The 18,852-nt window shown below is 60.3% G+C and carries 17 protein-coding genes; 13 read left to right on the forward strand and 4 right to left on the reverse strand.

Features of this window, described 5'->3' with window-relative positions; translation table 11 throughout:
- Positions 1-192 precede the first annotated feature (192 nt).
- The 5 genes from gshA (at position 193) to tauD (ending at position 5,621) form a co-directional block, all read left to right on the forward strand.
- Entirely contained in the window at positions 193-1,776 is a 1,584-nt protein-coding gene (gene gshA, locus AC3IT9_RS01040; protein ID WP_489271717.1) for a glutamate--cysteine ligase, read from the forward strand.
- A gap of 240 nt (positions 1,777-2,016) precedes the next feature.
- Positions 2,017-2,994, forward strand: a complete 978-nt coding sequence (gene tauA / locus AC3IT9_RS01045) for a taurine ABC transporter substrate-binding protein (protein ID WP_489271718.1) — start codon at positions 2,017-2,019, stop codon at positions 2,992-2,994.
- 15 nt (positions 2,995-3,009) lie between these two features.
- The gene (gene tauB / locus AC3IT9_RS01050) at positions 3,010-3,804 is read left to right on the forward strand and encodes a taurine ABC transporter ATP-binding subunit (RefSeq protein ID WP_489271720.1); all 795 of its coding nucleotides are present in this window, start codon (positions 3,010-3,012) and stop codon (positions 3,802-3,804) included.
- The gene (tauC, locus tag AC3IT9_RS01055) at positions 3,801-4,634 is read left to right on the forward strand and encodes a taurine ABC transporter permease TauC (RefSeq protein WP_150726451.1); all 834 of its coding nucleotides are present in this window, start codon (positions 3,801-3,803) and stop codon (positions 4,632-4,634) included. The genes tauB and tauC overlap by 4 nt, the downstream gene beginning before the upstream one ends.
- 144 nt (positions 4,635-4,778) lie before the next feature.
- On the forward strand, positions 4,779-5,621 hold the full coding sequence (gene tauD, locus AC3IT9_RS01060) for a taurine dioxygenase (RefSeq protein WP_489271721.1): 843 nt from the start codon (positions 4,779-4,781) through the stop codon (positions 5,619-5,621).
- 160 nt (positions 5,622-5,781) lie between these two features.
- Here the strand turns inward: tauD and mgrA are convergent, their stop codons facing one another.
- Positions 5,782-6,819, reverse strand: coding sequence for an L-glyceraldehyde 3-phosphate reductase (gene mgrA, locus AC3IT9_RS01065; RefSeq protein WP_489271723.1), 1,038 nt, complete (start codon positions 6,817-6,819; stop codon positions 5,782-5,784).
- A 134-nt stretch (positions 6,820-6,953) separates the two neighbouring features.
- Complete coding sequence (locus tag AC3IT9_RS01070; protein WP_489271724.1) at positions 6,954-7,844, reverse strand: LysR family transcriptional regulator; 891 nt, start codon at positions 7,842-7,844, stop codon at positions 6,954-6,956.
- A gap of 120 nt (positions 7,845-7,964) precedes the next feature.
- Here AC3IT9_RS01070 and AC3IT9_RS01075 point away from each other — a divergent pair, with 120 nt between their 5' ends.
- Positions 7,965-8,705: an SDR family oxidoreductase gene (locus tag AC3IT9_RS01075; RefSeq protein ID WP_489271725.1), complete on the forward strand. Its 741-nt coding sequence runs from the start codon at positions 7,965-7,967 to the stop codon at positions 8,703-8,705.
- Positions 8,706-8,842: 137 nt separating this feature from the next.
- The gene (locus AC3IT9_RS01080; RefSeq protein ID WP_489271726.1) at positions 8,843-9,103 is read left to right on the forward strand and encodes a hypothetical protein; all 261 of its coding nucleotides are present in this window, start codon (positions 8,843-8,845) and stop codon (positions 9,101-9,103) included.
- 9 nt (positions 9,104-9,112) lie between these two features.
- On the opposite strand, the gene betT is transcribed toward AC3IT9_RS01080, so the two are convergent.
- On the reverse strand, positions 9,113-11,068 hold the full coding sequence (betT, locus tag AC3IT9_RS01085) for a choline transporter BetT (protein ID WP_191624864.1): 1,956 nt from the start codon (positions 11,066-11,068) through the stop codon (positions 9,113-9,115).
- 393 nt (positions 11,069-11,461) lie between these two features.
- Positions 11,462-12,388, reverse strand: coding sequence for a serine O-acetyltransferase EpsC (gene epsC, locus AC3IT9_RS01090; protein WP_150673687.1), 927 nt, complete (start codon positions 12,386-12,388; stop codon positions 11,462-11,464).
- A gap of 190 nt (positions 12,389-12,578) precedes the next feature.
- Between epsC and AC3IT9_RS01095 the strand changes: the two genes are divergently transcribed.
- The 6 genes from AC3IT9_RS01095 to AC3IT9_RS01120 all read left to right on the forward strand — a co-directional run bounded on the left by AC3IT9_RS01095 (position 12,579) and on the right by AC3IT9_RS01120 (position 18,842).
- On the forward strand, positions 12,579-13,571 hold the full coding sequence (locus AC3IT9_RS01095; RefSeq protein WP_150755942.1) for a D-cysteine desulfhydrase: 993 nt from the start codon (positions 12,579-12,581) through the stop codon (positions 13,569-13,571).
- 295 nt (positions 13,572-13,866) lie between these two features.
- Positions 13,867-14,667: a cystine ABC transporter substrate-binding protein gene (tcyJ, locus tag AC3IT9_RS01100; RefSeq protein ID WP_150755943.1), complete on the forward strand. Its 801-nt coding sequence runs from the start codon at positions 13,867-13,869 to the stop codon at positions 14,665-14,667.
- Positions 14,667-15,332: a cystine ABC transporter permease gene (tcyL, locus tag AC3IT9_RS01105; protein ID WP_046040764.1), complete on the forward strand. Its 666-nt coding sequence runs from the start codon at positions 14,667-14,669 to the stop codon at positions 15,330-15,332. Before tcyJ ends, tcyL begins: the two co-directional genes overlap by 1 nt.
- Before the next feature lie 4 nt (positions 15,333-15,336).
- Entirely contained in the window at positions 15,337-16,092 is a 756-nt protein-coding gene (gene tcyN / locus AC3IT9_RS01110) for an L-cystine ABC transporter ATP-binding protein TcyN (protein ID WP_150726462.1), read from the forward strand.
- Between the two features lie 485 nt (positions 16,093-16,577).
- Entirely contained in the window at positions 16,578-17,342 is a 765-nt protein-coding gene (locus AC3IT9_RS01115) for a hypothetical protein (RefSeq protein WP_150726463.1), read from the forward strand.
- 267 nt (positions 17,343-17,609) lie between these two features.
- Positions 17,610-18,842 (forward strand): SfnB family sulfur acquisition oxidoreductase, encoded by a 1,233-nt coding sequence (locus tag AC3IT9_RS01120; RefSeq protein WP_489271730.1) that lies wholly within the window; start codon positions 17,610-17,612, stop codon positions 18,840-18,842.
- The last annotated feature ends 10 nt before the right edge of the window (positions 18,843-18,852 follow it).

Consider the following 18,852-nt stretch of genomic DNA (forward strand, 5'->3'; position numbering starts at 1 on the left):
TGTAGGAGCGAGCTTGCTCGCGATGAACGTCAGGGCGCCGTTTTCATTCAGGCACCCCGCGTTATCGTTAACCTCCATCGCGAGCAAGCTCGCTCCTACAAAACCAGGCGAAAACGCCAGTTTTAACCTCACCCTTGTAGACCGTCTTGCCCACCCCCATATTGGGGCGACTGACGCGTGAAGGAATCCAACTTGAGCGAACTTCTCAACCGCCGCCTGGCTCTGCTCGGCGAGCGCGCTAACCTCTCTCTGCTCGAACAGTGCCTTCACGGCATCGAACGTGAATGCCTGCGCGTGAACGGCGAAGGTCGCCTGGCGCAAACGCCGCACCCGGAAGAATTGGGTTCCGCGCTGACCAATGAACAGATCACCACCGACTATTCCGAGTCGCTGTTGGAGTTCATCACCCCGGCCCTGCCCGATCCTGCCGATACGCTGGCGAGCCTGGACAGCATTCACCGCTTTGCCTACAGCAAGCTCGGCAACGAGTACCTGTGGAGCCCATCGATGCCGTGCCCGTTGCCGGCCGAGGAAGACATCCCGATCGCCTATTACGGCACGTCCAATATCGGGCAGCTCAAGTATGTCTACCGCAAGGGTCTGGCCCTGCGTTACGGCAAGACCATGCAATGCATTGCCGGCATCCACTACAACTTTTCCCTGCCGGAAAAACTCTGGCCGTTGCTCAAACAGGCCGAAGGCTTTGTCGGTACCGACCGCGATTTCCAGTCGTCGTCCTACATCGCGCTGATCCGCAACTTCCGCCGCTACAGCTGGCTGCTGATGTACCTGTTCGGTGCTTCACCGGCACTGGACGCCGGCTTCCTGCGCGGTCGTTCGCATCAGCTGGAACAACTGGACCCACAGACTTTGTACCTGCCGTACGCCACCAGCCTGCGCATGAGCGACCTGGGTTACCAGAGCAACGCCCAGGCCGGCCTGACGCCGTGCTACAACGATCTGAACAGCTACACCGACAGCCTGCGCAAAGCGGTGGCCACGCCGTATGCGCCGTACGTCGAAGTCGGCACCCACCAGGATGGCGAGTGGGTACAGCTCAACACCAACATCCTGCAGATCGAAAACGAGTACTACTCCAACATCCGCCCGAAACGCGTGACCTACACCGGCGAGCGCCCGATCCAGGCACTGATGGCCCGTGGCATCCAGTACGTCGAAGTACGCTGCCTGGACATCAACCCGTTCCTGCCAATGGGCATCGACCTTACCGAGTCGCGCTTCCTCGATGCGTTCCTGCTGTACTGCGCGCTCAATGACAGCCCGCTGCTGACCAACACCAGTTGCGGCAACGCGACCTCGAACTTCCTCAGCGTGGTCAAGGAAGGTCGCCGTCCGGGCCTGCAACTGCAACGGGATGGCCAGCCGGTTGACCTGAAGGAATGGGCCGGCGAGCTGCTGGAAAAAATCGCTCCGCTGGCGGCGATGCTCGACCAGAGCCATGGCGGCGATGCCCACAGCAAGGCCCTGGACGCCCAGATGTCCAAGGTTCAGGACCCGTCCCTGACGCCGTCGGCCCAGGTATTGGCGGCGATGGCCGAACACAAGGAAAGCTTCGCCCAGTTCTCCCTGCGCCAGAGCCAGGCCCATGCCGAGTTCTTCCGCAGCGAGCCGTTGCCGGCGGAGGAACAGGCGAAATTTGAAGAGCGGGCGCGTTCGTCGCTGGCTCAGCAGGCTGAGCTGGAACAGAACGAAGTCGGCGATTTCGATGTGTTTGTCGGGGCGTACCAGGCGAGCATTCTGGCGATCAGTAACTAACCGCAGACTATTGTGGCGAGGGAGCTTGCTCCCGCTGGAGGCCGTAGGACTCCCATTTTTGCGGCTGCTACGCAGCCGAGCGGGAGCAAGCTCCCTCGCCACAAAAAGCGGTACGCGGTAACTCCTGTCTAAAGTTTTCCCCTCATAAGCTAATTCGAAAAAGTTATTTATTTTATAATTCTTAGATCATTTAGTCTCTTTATCACGCCGACATTCGGTCGCCTGACAAGGAGCTTTCTGATGAAACTGACTTTCCCTCTACGCTTGCTGGCGGCCGCGTCCTTGGCTACCGCGAGCTTTTTTGCCCAGGCGGCCGACTTCACCGTCGCCTACCAGACCACCGTTGACCCGGCGAAAGTCGCCCAGGCTGACGGCGCCTACGAAAAGGCCACCAAGGGCGATATCAGCTGGCGCAAATTCGACAACGGTGCCGATATCATCGCCGCCATTGCCTCGGGCGACGTACAGATCGGCTACCTCGGCTCCAGCCCCCTGACCGCCGCCATCACCCGCAAAGTGCCAGTGGAAACTTTCCTCATCGCCACCCAGATCGGCGCCGCCGAAGCCTTGGTCGCCCGCGACGGTTCCGGGATCAAGACCCCGCAAGACCTGATCGGCAAGAAGATCGCCGTGCCGTTTGTATCCACCGGCCACTACAGCCTGCTCGCCGCGCTGAAGCACTGGAACATCGATCCGTCGAAAGTCACCGTTCTCAATCTCGCCCCACCCGCGATCGTTGCCGCCTGGAAACGCGGTGACATCGACGCCACGTACGTGTGGGACCCGGCCCTCGGTGTCGCCAAGGAAAACGGCAAGGTACTGATCACCTCCGGCGAGCTGGCCAAGTTCGGCGCACCGACCTTCGACGCCTGGATCGTGCGCAAGGATTTCGCCGAGAAGCACCCGGAGATCGTCACCGCGTTCGCCAAAGTGACCCTGGACGCCTACGCCGATTACCGCAAAAACCCACAGGCCTGGCTCGCCAACCAGGGCAACGTCGACAAGCTGGTAAAACTGTCTGGTGCCAAGGCCAGCGACATTCCGCTGCTGCTGCAAGGCAACGTCTACCCGCTGGCAGCTGACCAGGTCATCACCCTCGGCGCACCGACTACCAAAGCCATCACCGACACCGCGGCGTTCCTCAAGGAACAAGGCAAGGTCGAGGCCGTACTGCCGGACTACGCGCCGTACGTCAGCGCCAAGTTCATCACCCACTGATCGGGAGTCAACGCGATGGCCTTGCTACAGCTGGAGCGCATCAGCGCACAGTACCCCGGCAACCCGGAACCGGTGTTGGCGGATATCTCCCTGAGCCTGGGGCCCCGGCAATTGCTGGTCGCCCTCGGCCCGTCCGGCAGTGGAAAGACTTCGCTGCTGAACCTGATTGCCGGTTTCGTCGAACCCAGCGCCGGGCGCATCACCCTCGATGGCGTACCCGTCAAAGGCCCGAGCGCCGAGCGCGGCGTGGTGTTCCAGGACGACGCGCTGCTGCCGTGGCAAGACGTGTTGGCCAACGTCGGGTTCGGCCTGGAGCTGGCCGGTGTCGCCCGGGACAAACGCGAAGCTCGCGCCAGGGAAATGCTCGCCCTGGTCGATCTTTCCGGTTTTGAACAGCGTCGCATCTGGCAGCTTTCGGGCGGCCAGAAGCAGCGTGTCGGCCTGGCCCGCGCCCTCGCCGCCGACCCGCGCGTGTTGTTGATGGACGAACCTTTCGGTGCCCTCGACGCCTTCACCCGCGAGCAGATGCAGGAGCTGTTGCTGCAAGTCTGGCAACGCACCGCCAAACCGGTGTTCCTGATTACCCATGACATCGAAGAAGCCGTGTTCCTCGCTACCGACCTGATTCTGTTGGCGCCCAACCCAGGACAAATCGTCGAGCGCCTGAGCCTCGATTTCGGTCAGCGTTATGCCGCCGGTGAGTCGGCCCGCTCGATCAAATCCGACCCGAGTTTTATCGAAACCCGCGAACACGTACTCGCCAAAGTGTTCTCCCAACGCAGCGCCGCCCAGCGGCAGGAGCGCGCATGAGCACCTACGAAATTCCCGTCGCGGCGATAACGCCAGGCTCAGCCGTGATTCCGGCAAGTCGCCGTTTGAGCACTCGCTGGATCAGTGTGCTGACGCTGGTCGCTCTCGTTGCCATTTGGTGGGCCGTGACGGCGACCGGCTTGATCGAGCCGCTGTTCCTGCCGCCGCCCTCCGCCGTGCTGCAAAAAGGCTGGCTGCTGGCGACCTCGGGTTACATGGATTCAACCCTGTGGCAGCACCTGGGCGCGAGCCTGAGCCGTATCGGCCTGGGCCTCGGCTTCGCGATTCTCACCGCCGTGCCGGTGGGCATCGCCATCGGTGCCAACCGTATCGCTCGTGGTGTGCTCGACCCGCTGATCGAGTTCTACCGGCCGATTCCGCCGCTGGCTTATCTGCCGTTGATCGTGATCTGGTGCGGCATCGGTGAATTGTCGAAAGTGCTGCTGATCTACCTGGCGATTTTCGCCCCGATTGCCATCGCCACCGCCACCGGCGTGCGCACGGTCGATCCGGCCAAATTGCGTGCCGCGCAGTCGCTGGGCGCAACGCGCGTGCAGTTGATTCGCCACGTCATCTTGCCGAGTGCCTTGCCGGACATTCTGACCGGTGTGCGCATAGGCCTGGGCGTGGGTTGGTCGACGCTGGTCGCCGCCGAATTGATCGCCGCCACCAGCGGTCTGGGCTTCATGGTGCAATCGGCCGCGCAGTTTTTGGTCACCGATGTGGTGGTACTGGGGATTCTGGTGATCGCACTGATCGCCTTCGCGATGGAGTTGGGCCTGCGTGCCCTGCAACGCAAGTTGGTGCCGTGGCATGGCCAGGCCCACTGAATAATTGTTCTATGCAAAACCCTGTGGGAGCGAGCTTGCTCGCGATTGCATAGTGTCAGACACCACGGCTGTAACTGACAAATCGCTATCGCGAGCAAGCTCGCTCCCACAGTGGTCAACAGCCCGAATTTGAAGAGAACCACCATGAGCCAGTTGACCATCGTCCCCCTAAGCTCCGCCCTCGGCGCACAGATCAGTGGCATCGACATCAGCCAGCCGCTGAACCTTGAACAGCGAGATGCCATCGAACAGGCCCTGCTCAAGCATCAGGTGCTGTTCTTCCGCAACCAGCCGATCACGCCACAGCAACAGGCGCGATTCGCCGCGAATTTCGGCGACCTGCACATTCATCCGATCTACCCGAATGTGCCGGAGCAACCCGAAGTGCTGATCCTCGACACCGCCGTCACCGACGTGCGCGATAACGCGATCTGGCACACCGACGTCACCTTCCTGCCGACCCCGGCCATGGGCGCGGTGCTCAGCGCCAAGCTGCTGCCGGAGTTTGGTGGCGACACGTTATGGGCCAGCGGGATTGCGGCGTATGAAGCCTTGTCGGAGTCGCTGAAAACCTTGCTCGAAGGTCTGACCGCCACCCATGACTTCACCCGTTCGTTTCCGCTGGAGCGCTATGGCAACACGCCTGAGGCACTGGCCCAGTGGGAAGAAGCACGGCGCAAGAATCCGCCGCTGTCGCACCCGGTGATCCGCACGCACCCGGTCAGCGGGCGCCGCTCGCTGTTCGTCAACGAAGGCTTCACCTCGAAGATCAACGAGTTGTCGGAAACCGAGAGCGAGGCGATTCTGAAATTCCTGTTCGCCCATTCAACGCGGCCTGAGTTCACCATTCGCTGGCGCTGGCAGCAGGATGACATTGCGTTCTGGGACAACCGCGTGACCCAGCATTACGCGGTGGACGATTACCGACCGGCGCGGCGGGTGATGCAGCGGGCGACGGTGTTGGGGGATGTGCCTTTCTTTCGCTGACCCCTGAAATCTTTACTGTCAGGGCTGGCCCCATCGCGAGCAAGCTCGCTCCCACAGGGTCCGTGTCGTACACAAAATTTGTGAACACCGCCGAACCTGTGGGAGCGAGCTTGCTCGCGATGGCGATCTGAAAGGCGCCGAACAATCCGGCGCCAATCACTTATTCAGCAGTAGAAGGCTTCTCCCAAAGATTGATCCCGCCCTCCTGGGCAAACCGGTCAATCTCCGCCAGTTCCTCTGCACTGAAACTCAGGTTCTTCAACGCCCCGACGTTCTCGATGATCTGCTCCGGCCGGCTCGCGCCGATCAAGGCCGAAGTGACCCGAGGATCGCGCAGGGTCCAGGCCAGTGCCAGTTGTGCCAGGCTCTGGCCACGACGCCTGGCGATTTCGTTGAGTGCCCGCACCTGGGCGATGTTGGCCTCGGAAAAATGCGACGCCTGCAACGAACCACCGCCCGGACGGTTGACCCGCGCATCCGACGGCACGCCGTTGAGGTATTTGTCGGTCAGCAAGCCCTGGGCCAGCGGGGTGAAGGCGATCACGCCGGTGCCGAGTTCGTCAGTGGTGTCCAGCAAGTCTTTTTCCACCCAGCGATTGAGCAGGTTGTAGGCCGGCTGATGAATCAGCAGCGGCACTTTCCACTCTTTGAGCAGCAAAGCCATTTCGCGGGTTTTCACCCCGGAATAGGACGAGATGCCGATGTACAACGCCTTGCCCTGCTGCACTGCTGTGGCAAGTGCGCTGGCGGTTTCTTCCAGCGGGGTGTCTGGATCGAAGCGGTGGGAGTAAAAGATGTCGACATAGTCCACGCCCAGGCGTTGCAGGCTCTGGTCGAGGCTGGCCAGCACGTACTTGCGCGAACCGCCGCCCTGACCGTAAGGGCCGGGCCACATGTCCCAACCGGCCTTGCTGGAAATGATCAGCTCGTCGCGGTACTGCTTGAAGTCTTCACGCAGTAAACGGCCGAAGTTGATCTCGGCGCTGCCATACGGCGGGCCGTAGTTGTTGGCCAGGTCGAAGTGGTTGATGCCCAGGTCGAATGCCGTGCGCAACAACGCGCGCTGGGTATCGATCGGCGTGCTGTCGCCGAAGTTGTGCCACAGGCCCAACGACAGCGCCGGCAGCACCAGCCCGCTGCGGCCCACACGGCGGTAGGGGATGGAGTCGTAGCGGTTTTCGGCAGCGGTGTAGGTCATCGAATCCTCTCTTGTCGGTCTTGAATCTGGTATCGACTGCTTCGCCAGTCGTCCAGCATACGCCCGGACAAACACCAGAAAACCCCTGATTCGACTAATGACTGAAACGTTTCACGTGTTTCCCCGCCAACAAGCTACCGTGCCCCCGCAAACACCTCTCCCAACCAGTCCACAAACACCCGGACCCTGGGCGACATGTGTCGGTTGTGCGGGTACAACACCGATACCGGCATCGATGGCGGAGGGGTGTCGACGAGGACTTCCTGCACCAGGCCTTGGGAGATCTGCGTTTCCATTCGGTAGTGCGGGCACTGGATCAGGCCCAGTCCGGCAATCGCCGAGGCGGCGTAGATTTCTGCGCCGAACACCGAGACCGCACCGTCGATGACCACTTCCTTGAGTTCACCGTCCACCATGAATTCAAACGGGAACAACTTGGCCGTCGTACGCGAAACGTAGTTCACCGCACGGTGCCGGCTCAGGTCGGCGAGGCTTTTCGGTTCGCCGTATATACGTAAATAGGCGGGGCTGGCGCAGGTGATCTGACGCAGGTTGGCGACACGTTTGCCGATCAGCGTGGAGTCGCCCAATGTTCCTGCGCGCAACACGCAATCGATACCTTCGGTGATCAGGTCGACCTGGCGGTCAGCCTCGCTGATGGACAGCTCGATGTCGGGATAACGCGCCATGAATTGCGGCAACGCCGGGATCACGAAGTGCTTGGCCAATGTCCCGTGCAAGTCCACCCGCAGCCGCCCCTTCGGGGCCACGCCGCGAAACGCCAATTCCGCGTCTTCCAGCTCTGCCAGCAATTGCACGCAACGCAGGTAGTACGCCTCGCCATCCAGCGTCGGACGCACTTTACGCGTGCTGCGTTCCAACAAACGCGTACCCAGCCAGGCCTCGAACTGATTCAAGGTGTGGGTCAGCGTCGCGCGTGGCAGGTTCAGGTCATCGGCCGCCTGCGTGAAGCTGCTGCGCTCGTAGATCCGCACAAAAACCTTCATCGCTTTGGCTTGGTCCACAGCTCACTCCAGACACTCGATTGTTGGTGATTATTGAACAGTAAAGGCAACTCTCGTGCATTTATCGGCCTGAGTAAACATGTGAAATTGGCTTCATACCCCTTCAACAGGAACACCAACATGGCTCATCAAACTCCGAAAGTCGCCATCGTGACCGGCGCCTCCCGCGGCATCGGCGCGGTCATCGCCAAACAACTGGCCAGCGAAGGTTTCGCCGTTGCCATCAACTACGCCAGCAGTGCCACCGAAGCCTCGAAACGGGTGGTGGAATTGCGTCAGGCCGGTCACCAGGCCATAGCGATCAAAGCCGATGTGGCCAATGCCGACGACGTGCGCCGGATGTTCGACGAGGTTGAAACCCAGTTCGGCAAGGTCGATGTTTTGGTGAACAACGCCGGCATCCTCAAGGTCCTGCCGTTGGCGCAACACAGCGACGAACTGTTCGACCAGAACTTCAACATCCACGCTCGTGGCACCTTCAACACCCTGCGTGAAGCCGCGACTCGCCTGAACAGCGGTGGCCGGATCATCAACTTCTCCAGCAGCACCGTCGGCATGAACCTGCCGGGCTACGCGGTGTACATCGCCAGCAAAGCGGCAGTGGAGTCCCTGACTCAGGTGTTCGCCAAAGAGATGCGCGGGCGCAACGTCACCGTCAATGCGGTGGCTCCCGGGCCGGTGGCGACTGAGCTGTTTTTGCACGGCAAGAGTGAGGAGCAGATTCAGAATTTCGCGAAGATGGCGCCACTGGAGCGTCTCGGTCAGCCAGAAGACATTGCCCGTGTCGTGTCCTTCCTCGCCGGACCGGAGTCGGCGTGGGTCAACGGGCAGGTTTTGCGGGTCAATGGTGGGTTGGTTTAACTATGCTCAGACAAATACCGCAGTGACCCTATCGCGAGCAGGCTCGCTCCCACAGAGCTCGCCGTGATCTTTGTAGGAGCGAGCCTGCTCGCGATAGCGGCCTCGATGGCAGCACACATCTGAAGGCAGAGCCCACCATGCACACCACCATCATCATCACCTTCGGCCTGATCCTCCTGGCGCTGATGCTCTACATCGGCGAGAACATCGGCTTCACCCGCCAGACCCTGGCCTACAGTTTTATCCTGCTGTGGCTGGCGCTGACGCTGATCAATGGCGCAGTCGGCATGGTGCATGCCGGCCAGCCATTGAGCACCGAACTGGTGGTTGGTAGCGCCGTATTCGGTGTCCCGGTGGCGGCGCTGGTGTTGTTCATGGTGTTGACCACCGAGACGTGAAGGCCTTGATCAACGCACCAGATGCAGGAACTGCATGTGCCGTTCGTACTGGTCGAGGATGTCGTTGATGATCTGCTCCTTGGTGTAGCCGACCAGATCGTAATCCTGACTGCCCTCGCTCAAATGCACTTCGGCCCGGTAGTAGCGGCGATTGTTAAGTTGCTTGGAACCCATGCCGCCACGGGCAAACGACGGCGTGAAGTAGCCACGCATCTGCACCTGATAAACGAACGGATGCTGGTCGCCATGGCCGATTTCCAGGCTGACGCTGTCATTGGCCGGGTCCGGGTGTGTCGCTACGTGCAAACCCTTTTCGATGAACACGGCAGACACTTCTTCAATCGCCGGACGCACCGTCGTGTCGAGGAAGCGGTAGACCTCATCCCGTGACGGGAAATGCACCGCCTGACTCAAACGCTGACGCCAACCGCCCCGGCGGGAACCGGACACCGGTGCCAAGGAATGCATCTGCGCAATCTGCTTCTGCGATTCCAGATAAAACGCCTTGTGCAGACCCCACATCATCAACAGCAAGATCAGCGAGAACGGCAGCGAGGTCAGGACCACCGCCGACTTCAACGCATCGATGCTGCCGGAAAACAGCAGCGCGCTGGTCACCAATGCGGTCATCGCGCCCCAGAACACCCGCAGCCATTTCGGTCCGTCTTCATCCGGGTTGCCGCCCTTGGCGGATAGCGTCGACAGCACCACAGTGCCGGAGTCGGCGGAGGTGACGAAGAACACGAAGCTGATGAACACCGTGACCGCGATGACGGTTTTGCTCCACGGGTAGGTTTCCAGCAGCAGGTAGAGCGTCATCGACGGATTGTCGATGGCCGACATGCCGAGCGCGCTCATGCCGTGGTTGAGCACTTGATCGATGGCGCTGTTGCCGAAGATCGACATCCACGCCAGGGTGAAGCCGAGCGGAATCAACAGCACGCCGAAGACGAACTCGCGGATGGTGCGGCCACGGGAAATCCGTGCGATGAACAGACCCACGAACGGCGACCATGCAATCCACCAGGCCCAGTAGAACACTGTCCAGCCGCCCAGCCAGTCGCTGGGTTTGTCGTAGGCGTAGAGGTCGAAACTCTTCATCGGCAAGGCGCCGAGGTAATCGCCGAGGTTCTGGATCAGGGTGTTGAGCAAGTGCTGCGTGGGGCCGGCGAACAACACGAACAGCAACAGCGCGCAGGCCAGCAGCATGTTGATGTCGGACATCACCCGCACGCCCTTGTCGACACCGGATACGGCAACGATGATCGCAGCGCCCATCATCAAGGTGATCAGGCCGACCTGAATCCATTGGGTGTGGGCGATGCCGAACAGATAGTCCAGGCCCGAGTTGAGGTGCAACACGCCGAAGCCCATATCGGCACCGAGGCCGAACACCGTGGCGATGATGCCGAAGCCATCCACTGCGTAGCCGATGGGGCCATTGATGCGCTTGCCGATCAGCGGATACAGCGCTGAGCGCAGGGCCAGTGGCAGGTTATGCCGGTAGGCAAAGTAGGCCAGCGCCATACCGACAAAGGCGAACACGCCCCAGCCATGCAGGCCCCAGTGCAGAAACAGAATCTGCATCGCCTGGCGCGCCGCATCCGCCGTACCGGCCTCGCCCTGGGGCGGTTGCAGCATGTGGGTCAGCGGCTCGGACACGCAGAAGAAAAACAGGGTGATGCTGATCCCGGCGGCGAACAGCATGCCGGCCCAGGACAAATAACTGAATTCGGGTTCGTCGTGGTCGGCACCGAGCTTGATCTTGCCGTAGCCGGACAAGGCGGTGACCACCACGAAGACCAGATACAGGGTCATCGCCAGCATGTAGTACCAGCCGACCGTGTTGGCCGCCCAGTTTTGCGCCGCCAGCAACCAGGCACCGGCCTGCTCGGGCATGGCGATGACAACGACACCAAACAACAGGATGAAACTCGCCGAGAACCAGAACACCGGCGGATTCATGCGGATCAGACCGCTTGGAGGGATGGACGATGCACTCATGTTCGGTGCACCTCGAAGGGGTAAAACGTGGCTGTAGAAATCGGACTCAGCAAAGGCAAGCCTCCTGTTGTGAGCGGGCAGCGAACCGCCGGTTTAACTTGAATGAACGTTCAAGTTAAACATGGATAGGGGGCTAAGGACTAATCGCAGGGCTCGGCGGTACTGGTTGTACGCTAGCTCAAGGGAGGAAATTTGCTGAAGACCAACAACTCGATTCGGCTTGAAATCCAATCGCGAGCAAGCTCGCTCCCACAGTGGATCCGGGTTGAACACAAAAGCTGTGAACGCCAGGAAACCCTGTGGGAGCGGGCTTGCCCGCGAAGAGGCCAGAACAGTCAACAAAGATTCAGGAGACTACTTCTGCGCCCCATCATCCAACTGCAAATTCGCCTGGGTCAGGTTGCTGCCCGCCGGCACGCTGCGGGTCAGCCAGACGTTACCGCCAATGGTCGAGCCCTGGCCGATGGTGATCCGCCCCAGAATCGTCGCCCCGGCATAAATCACCACGTCATCCTCGACAATCGGGTGCCGTGGCTGGCCTTTCTGCAACTGACCGTCTTCGTCCGCCGGGAAACGCTTGGCGCCCAAGGTCACCGCCTGATAAATCCGCACTCGCTCGCCGATGATCGCGGTTTCGCCAATCACCACACCCGTCCCGTGGTCGATGAAGAAACTGCGGCCGATCTGCGCACCGGGGTGAATGTCGATGCCGGTGGCCGAGTGAGCGATTTCCGCGCTGATCCGCGCCAGCAGCGGCAACCCGGCGCGATACAAATGGTGGGCCAGACGATGGTGAATCACCGCCAGAATCCCCGGATAGCACAACAACACTTCATCGACACTGCGCGCCGCCGGGTCACCGTGATAGGCGGCCAATACGTCAGTGTCCAGCAGGCTGCGCAACCCAGGCAAAGCGAGGGCGAAATCCTGAATGATCTGGATGGTTTTGGCTTCGACTTCAGTCTCGGCCTGGGCACTGTGGCGCGCGGCGTAGCGCAATTCGAGTCGCGCCTGGGCCAGCAGAGCATTCAACGCCACATCCAGGGTGTGGCCGACGTAAAAGTCTTCGCTCTCTTCGCGCAGGTCAACCGGCCCCAGGCGCATCGGGAACAACGCACCGCACAGGGCTTCGAGAATGTCCGCCATGGCTGCGCGGGACGGCAATTCGCGACCACCCTGCTCGCCGGTGGCCCGGCCGTTTTGTGCACGCCACTGTTCACGTGCCGTGCGCAGCTGGCTGACGATGGTCTGCAATTGCCAATGGCTGGAACGCTCACTCACGGTAAAAACTCCTCACGGGCGGCCGGACTGTCTGGCCGCACTGACCGCGATTACTTTACGGCAAGGGCCGCGAGGCAAATTAAGAACCAATAGTGCTGTGCTCAGTTCGATTGGCTATAAGCGATTGGCGGTTGCCCCAACTTTTTGGCGTGCCTATAGTCCTGAGATCTTCAACCGCCAGTACGGACTCATGATCAAACAACAGCTCGCCCGCTTTAACCGCCTCGACCTGCTCGGTCAGCCCACCGCCCTGGAAAAACTCGAACGCCTGTCGACCTGGCTGGGGCGCGACCTGTACGTCAAGCGCGACGACCTGACGCCGCTGGCGATGGGCGGCAACAAGCTGCGCAAACTCGAATACCTGGCCGCCGATGCCTTGGCCCAGGGCGCCGACACCTTGATCACGGCGGGCGCACTGCAATCGAACCACGTGCGCCAGACAGCCGCCATTGCCGCAAAGTTGGGGCTGGGCTGCGTAGCCCTCCTGGAAAATCCTCTCGGCACTGGCGACAGCAATTACACCGGCAACGGCAACCGCCTGCTGCTCGACCTGTTCGATGCCAAGGTCGAATTGGTGGAAAACCTCGACAACGCCGACGAGCAACTGCAAGCCCTGGCCAACCGACTGCGCAGCAACGGCAAGAAGCCGTACCTGGTGCCGATCGGTGGTTCCAATGCACTGGGTGCCCTGGGCTACGTGCGCGCCGGGCTGGAACTGGCCGAGCAGATCAAGGACACCGGCCTGAAGTTCGCCGCCGTAGTCCTGGCCTCGGGTAGTGCCGGTACCCACAGCGGCCTGGCACTGGCCTTGAGTGAAGCACTGCCGGATCTGCCAGTGATCGGCGTGACGGTTTCACGCAGCGATGAAGATCAGCGGCCAAAGGTTCAAGGCCTCGCCGAACGCACGGCCGAGTTGCTGGGCGTGAATCTGCCGGAGGCTTTCAAGGTCGAGTTGTGGGATGAATATTTCGCCCCGCGTTATGGCGAGCCGAATGCCGGGACACTGGCGGCGGTGAAGCTGCTGGCCAGTCAGGAAGGCTTGCTGCTGGACCCGGTCTACACTGGCAAGGCCATGGCGGGCTTGCTGGACGGGATCGGGCGTCAGCGTTTCGACAACGGTCCGATTATCTTCCTGCACACCGGCGGGGCACCGGCGTTGTTTGCCTATAAAGATTTTCTGTAGGCGATACAGAAGATCAAAAGATCGCAGCCTGCGGCAGCTCCTACAGGTGCATGCCGATCCCTGTAGGAACTGCCGCAGGCTGCGATCTTTTCCTATGAAGCACATATTCAATTAACGAATAACAAATAGTATATTTATTATTTTCCTATCTAACGGCATCATCTTATAGTCACGCCGCAGGCGAATTTGCAACGAGACGCATAAGCTGCTTTAGGGCAGGATATCGCAGTCGTCAAAATCCCGAATTTGCCAACTTTCCTAAAGCGTCTTCCATAAGAAAACACAGGGGCTTGTCATGAATTTTTCCGCACTACGTCGCAATCTGCTGATGGGTTCGCTGAGCCTGGCACTGAGCGCCGGCCTGATTGGCCAGGCGGTTGCCGGTGAGCAACTGCAACAAATCAAGGACAAAGGCGTGATCAACGTCGGCCTGGAAGGCACCTACCCACCGTTCAGCTTCGTCGACGCCGACGGCAAACTGACCGGCTTCGAAGTCGAGTTCTCCGAAGCCCTGGCCAAAGAGCTGGGCGTGAAGGTCAAACTGCAACCGACCAAATGGGACGGCATCCTCGCGGCCCTGGAATCCAAGCGCCTGGACGCAGTGATCAACCAGGTGACGATCTCCGAAGAGCGCAAGAAGAAGTATGACTTCTCCGAGCCGTACACCGTTTCCGGGATTCAGGCGCTGGTGCTGACGAAGAAGGCTGCCGAGCTGAACATCAAGTCCGCCGCCGACCTGTCCGGCAAGAAAGTCGGCGTAGGCCTGGGCACCAACTACGAAGAGTGGGTGAAAGCCAATGTGCCGACCGCTGACATCCGCACCTACGAAGATGATCCGACCAAGTTCCAGGACCTGCGTGTCGGCCGTATCGACGCCATCCTGATCGACCGCCTCGCCGCGCTGGAATACGCCAAGAAAGCCAAGGACACCACCGCCGCCGGTGATGCGTTCTCCCGTCAGGAAGCCGGCATTGCCCTGCGCAAAGGCGAGCCTGAACTGCTGGCCGCGGTGAACAAGGCAATCGATAAGCTACGCGCCGATGGCACCCTGAAAAAGCTCTCGGAAAAATACTTCAACGCAGACGTCACTCAATAATGGGAGAAGCTTTCCAACTCGCACTGGACTCCGCGCCCTTTCTGCTCAAGGGCGCGTATTACACGGTGATCCTCAGCCTGGGCGGGATGTTCTTCGGCCTGGTGATGGGCTTCGGCCTGGCGCTGATGCGCCTGTCGCGCTTCAAACTGGTGAGCTGGATCGCCCGCATCTACGTGTCGTTCTTTCGCGGCACGCCGTTGCTGGTGCAACTGTTCGTGATCTATTACGGCTTGCCGCAACTGGGTCTGGAACTGGATCCGCTGCCGGCGGCCCTGATCGGCTTCTCGCTGAACATGGCCGCCTACGCCTGTGAAATCCTGCGTGCCGCGATCAGCTCCATCGAGCGCGGCCAGTGGGAAGCGGCTGCCAGTATCGGCATGACCCGCGCGCAAACCCTGCGCCGGGCCATCCTGCCGCAGGCAATGCGCACTGCATTGCCGCCGCTGGGCAACAGCTTCATTTCGCTGGTCAAGGACACTGCGCTGGCCGCCACCATCCAGGTGCCGGAGCTGTTCCGTCAGGCACAGTTGATCACCGCTCGCACCTTCGAAATCTTCACCATGTATCTTGCCGCCGCACTGATCTACTGGGTCCTGGCCACGGTGCTTTCGCACCTGCAGAACCAGTTGGAAGCGCGGGTCAATCGGCACGACCAGGAGTCCTGACCCAATGATTGTCGTGGAAAAACTGACAAAGCAGTTCAAGGGTCAAGTCGTGCTCAACGGCATCGATCTTGAGGTCAAGGAAGGCGAGGTGGTCGCGATCATCGGCCCTAGCGGCTCGGGGAAGACCACCTTCCTGCGCTGCCTGAATTTTCTGGAAGAACCCACCAGCGGCCGGATCAAGGTCGGCGATATCGAGGTAGATACCAGCCGCCCCCTGAACCAGCAGCAGAGCCTGGTGCGGCGTTTGCGCCAGCACGTAGGTTTCGTGTTCCAGAACTTCAACCTGTTCCCCCATCGCACCGCCCTGGAAAACGTCATCGAAGGCCCGATCATCGTGAAGAAGATCGCGCACGCCGATGCCGTTGCCCTGGGTAAAAAGCTCCTGGCCAAGGTCGGTCTGGCGGGTAAGGAGGACGCTTACCCGCGTCGCCTCTCCGGTGGCCAGCAACAGCGCGTGGCGATTGCCCGGGCGCTGGCGATGGAGCCGGAAGTGATCCTGTTCGATGAGCCGACCTCGGCCCTCGACCCGGAGCTGGTGGGCGAGGTATTGGCGACCATCCGCGGCCTGGCCGAAGAGAAGCGCACCATGGTGATCGTCACCCACGAAATGGGCTTTGCCCGGGACGTGGCCAACCGTGTGGTGTTTTTCGACAAGGGCGTGATCGTCGAGCAAGGCGAAGCAAAGGCGTTGTTTGCCAACCCGAAAGAAGAACGGACGAAACAGTTCCTGAGCAAGTTCCTGAATAACGCTCACAACTAATAACCCTGCGCAACAACGGTGTAATCTTCCACGGATGGAAGTTACCCCCCCTCGAAATACGCGTCATCAATATCAAACTAAACCTATCTATTCGAGACGCATATCTTGTGTGCGCACACCGCACATACATATGCATCGCCACAATTAAACAGTGTCAACCAAACCAGATCACCCATCGCAAGACAGTGCTTGCGACTTGCACAAACCCTCCCGTATTTCCCCGATTTCAGTAGATAAATTCGACGCAACGGCGTGGTTTACTTACTTGGGAGCGTAGGAACTTTCTGAATAGCACCACACACCACCCACAACTAACAAATCTTATTGACACCTGATCTTCCTGGCTCTTATCTAGCCTCCAGCCAGCGACACTCATCACGCTTGAATCATTATTTAAACTCAAAGTAATGAATGGTTTTTCTGTTCAATTATTGGTTTTTGATATTCCAGAAACGGACTTCGTTGCAAGACTTCAAGGAGACTTCATGAACAGCACCTCGAACAAATCCGGGCTTGTGGCCCCGACCCTGGCGCAATCCAACAAGACCGGCATCAACGTCACTTGCGCGGCGCGCCTGCTGATCGAGGTAGCGCCCTACCCCGCCATGGACGAAGGCGACCTGATCGAACTGTTCTGGGACAACTGCTACGTGGCCTCCCGCGTGCTGACGGCCAGCGATGTCGGCCAACCGGTGCAGCTGCGGGTGCCTGAAAGTTTTGTCGCCAACGGTACTTCGTGCATTCACTACCGGGTCATGCAAGTTGGTCGAAGCCCGACGATATCGGCCAGCCGAAACGTGCAGATCAAACTCGACTGCCCGGGCGGCCAACCCTCCGCGCTGTGCGGCGATGAAAACCAGTGCCTGGCACCGGTGAGCATTCCCGAGGCGATTCGCCGTCAGGGGGTCAATCCGAGCCAGGTCAAGCGCGGTGTTCCCTTGACCATCGAGCCGTACCTGAACATGGCCGTCGACGATGAAATCACCCTGCGCTGGGGCGATGTGCGCATGGATCTGCCACGGCTCAAGTCCGCCGATGTGGGTCAGCCGGTTCAGGTCTGGATACCGCCGGCCATCATCCTCGAAGCCGGCGAAGACCTGCGGCTGGAAGTGACTTACTGCATCCTCGACCGGGTTGGTAATAACTCCCGCTGGGCGCCAGCACGTACGCTGAAGATTGGTTGTGCCAATCCCTATCTGAAAGTCCCGAAGAAACATCCCCTCAAGGCTGCTGAACCCCGCGAAAAATGATCACACCCCCTGTGGCGAGGGGGCTTGCTCCCTCGCCACAGGGGTCGGTGCACACCAGCGGAATCATCCTTCTATGCATATTCCTAAAAGTTAGTTCATAAAATATTTATACACGTTTAGGGTATATGCACCGGACCACCGGACATCCTTGTTTTCATGCGCGGCCACAAGCGGCGCTTCCATAAGATGTGAGGTAGGTATGGTCCGGAACACAATCACCCCAGTGCAGATCGCCAGGGCATTGCGTGCAGCCAAGGAGCGGCACTGATGTCCAGTCTGGCAGATGCAATCGTCCAGAGTGATCTGGACATCGCCCCGCTGTTGTTGCCCGCAAAAGTCTTGCGCAATGACGCTCAAGCCATCAAGGCGGCCCACGAACTGGCGCAAGTCGCCCGCCTGCAAGCGGCCAAACGTGACCGGCAGCGCAAGCTGCCATGGGCGGAAATCGAACAGTTCACCCGCAGCGGCCTGGGCAGCATTTCCATCCCCCGCGAGTACGGCGGCCCACAGGTTTCGTTCGTCACCCTGGCCGAGGTCTTCGCGATCATTTCCGCGGCCGACCCGGCGCTTGGGCAGATCCCGCAAAACCAGTTCGGCATTCTTAACCTGGTACTCGGCAGCGCCACCGAAGCGCAGAAAAATCTGCTGTTCAAAAGCGTTCTGGATGGCTGGCGCATCGGCAATGCCGGGCCGGAACGCGGCAGCAAAAACACCCTGGAACTGAAGGCTCGCATCACCGCTGACGGCGTCCTCAATGGCCAGAAGTTCTATTCAACCGGCGCACTGTTCGCCCATTGGGTCGCGGTCAAAGCGTTGAACGATGACGGCAAACAAGTGCTGGCGTTCATCCGGCGCGGTACACCGGGATTGCGCATCGTCGATGACTGGTCCGGGTTTGGTCAGCGCACCACCGCCAGTGGCACGATTTTGCTCAACAACGTGCAGGCCGACCCCGAACTGGTGGTGGATAACTGGCGGATCAACGACACACCGAACATCCAGGGTGCCGTCTCGCAGCTGATTCAAGCGGCCATCGACGCCGGTATCGCCCGAGGTGCCATCGACGACGCCATCGACTTCGTGAAAACCCGCGCCCGACCGTGGATCGACGCCAAGGTCGAGCGGGCCAGTGATGACCTGTACGTGATCGCCGATATCGGCAAGTTGAAAATCGAATTGCACGCCGCCGAAGCGCTGCTGCGCAAGGCCGGACAAGTGCTCGATGAAGTCAGCGCCACACCCTTCACCGCCGAGTCTGCCGCCCGCGCCTCGATTGCCGTGGCCGAGGCCAAAGTGCTGACCACCGAGATTTCGTTGCTGGCCAGCGAAAAGCTGCTCGAACTGGCCGGCAGTCGCGCGACCCTCGCCGAATTCAACCTCGACCGCCACTGGCGCAATGCCCGGGTGCACACCCTGCACGATCCAGTGCGCTGGAAGTATCACGCGGTCGGCGCCTATCGCCTCAACGGCACGCTGCCTAATCGCCATTCCTGGATCTGACGACCAGACA

This window comes from Pseudomonas sp. KH_046_1, from assembly GCF_057839025.1.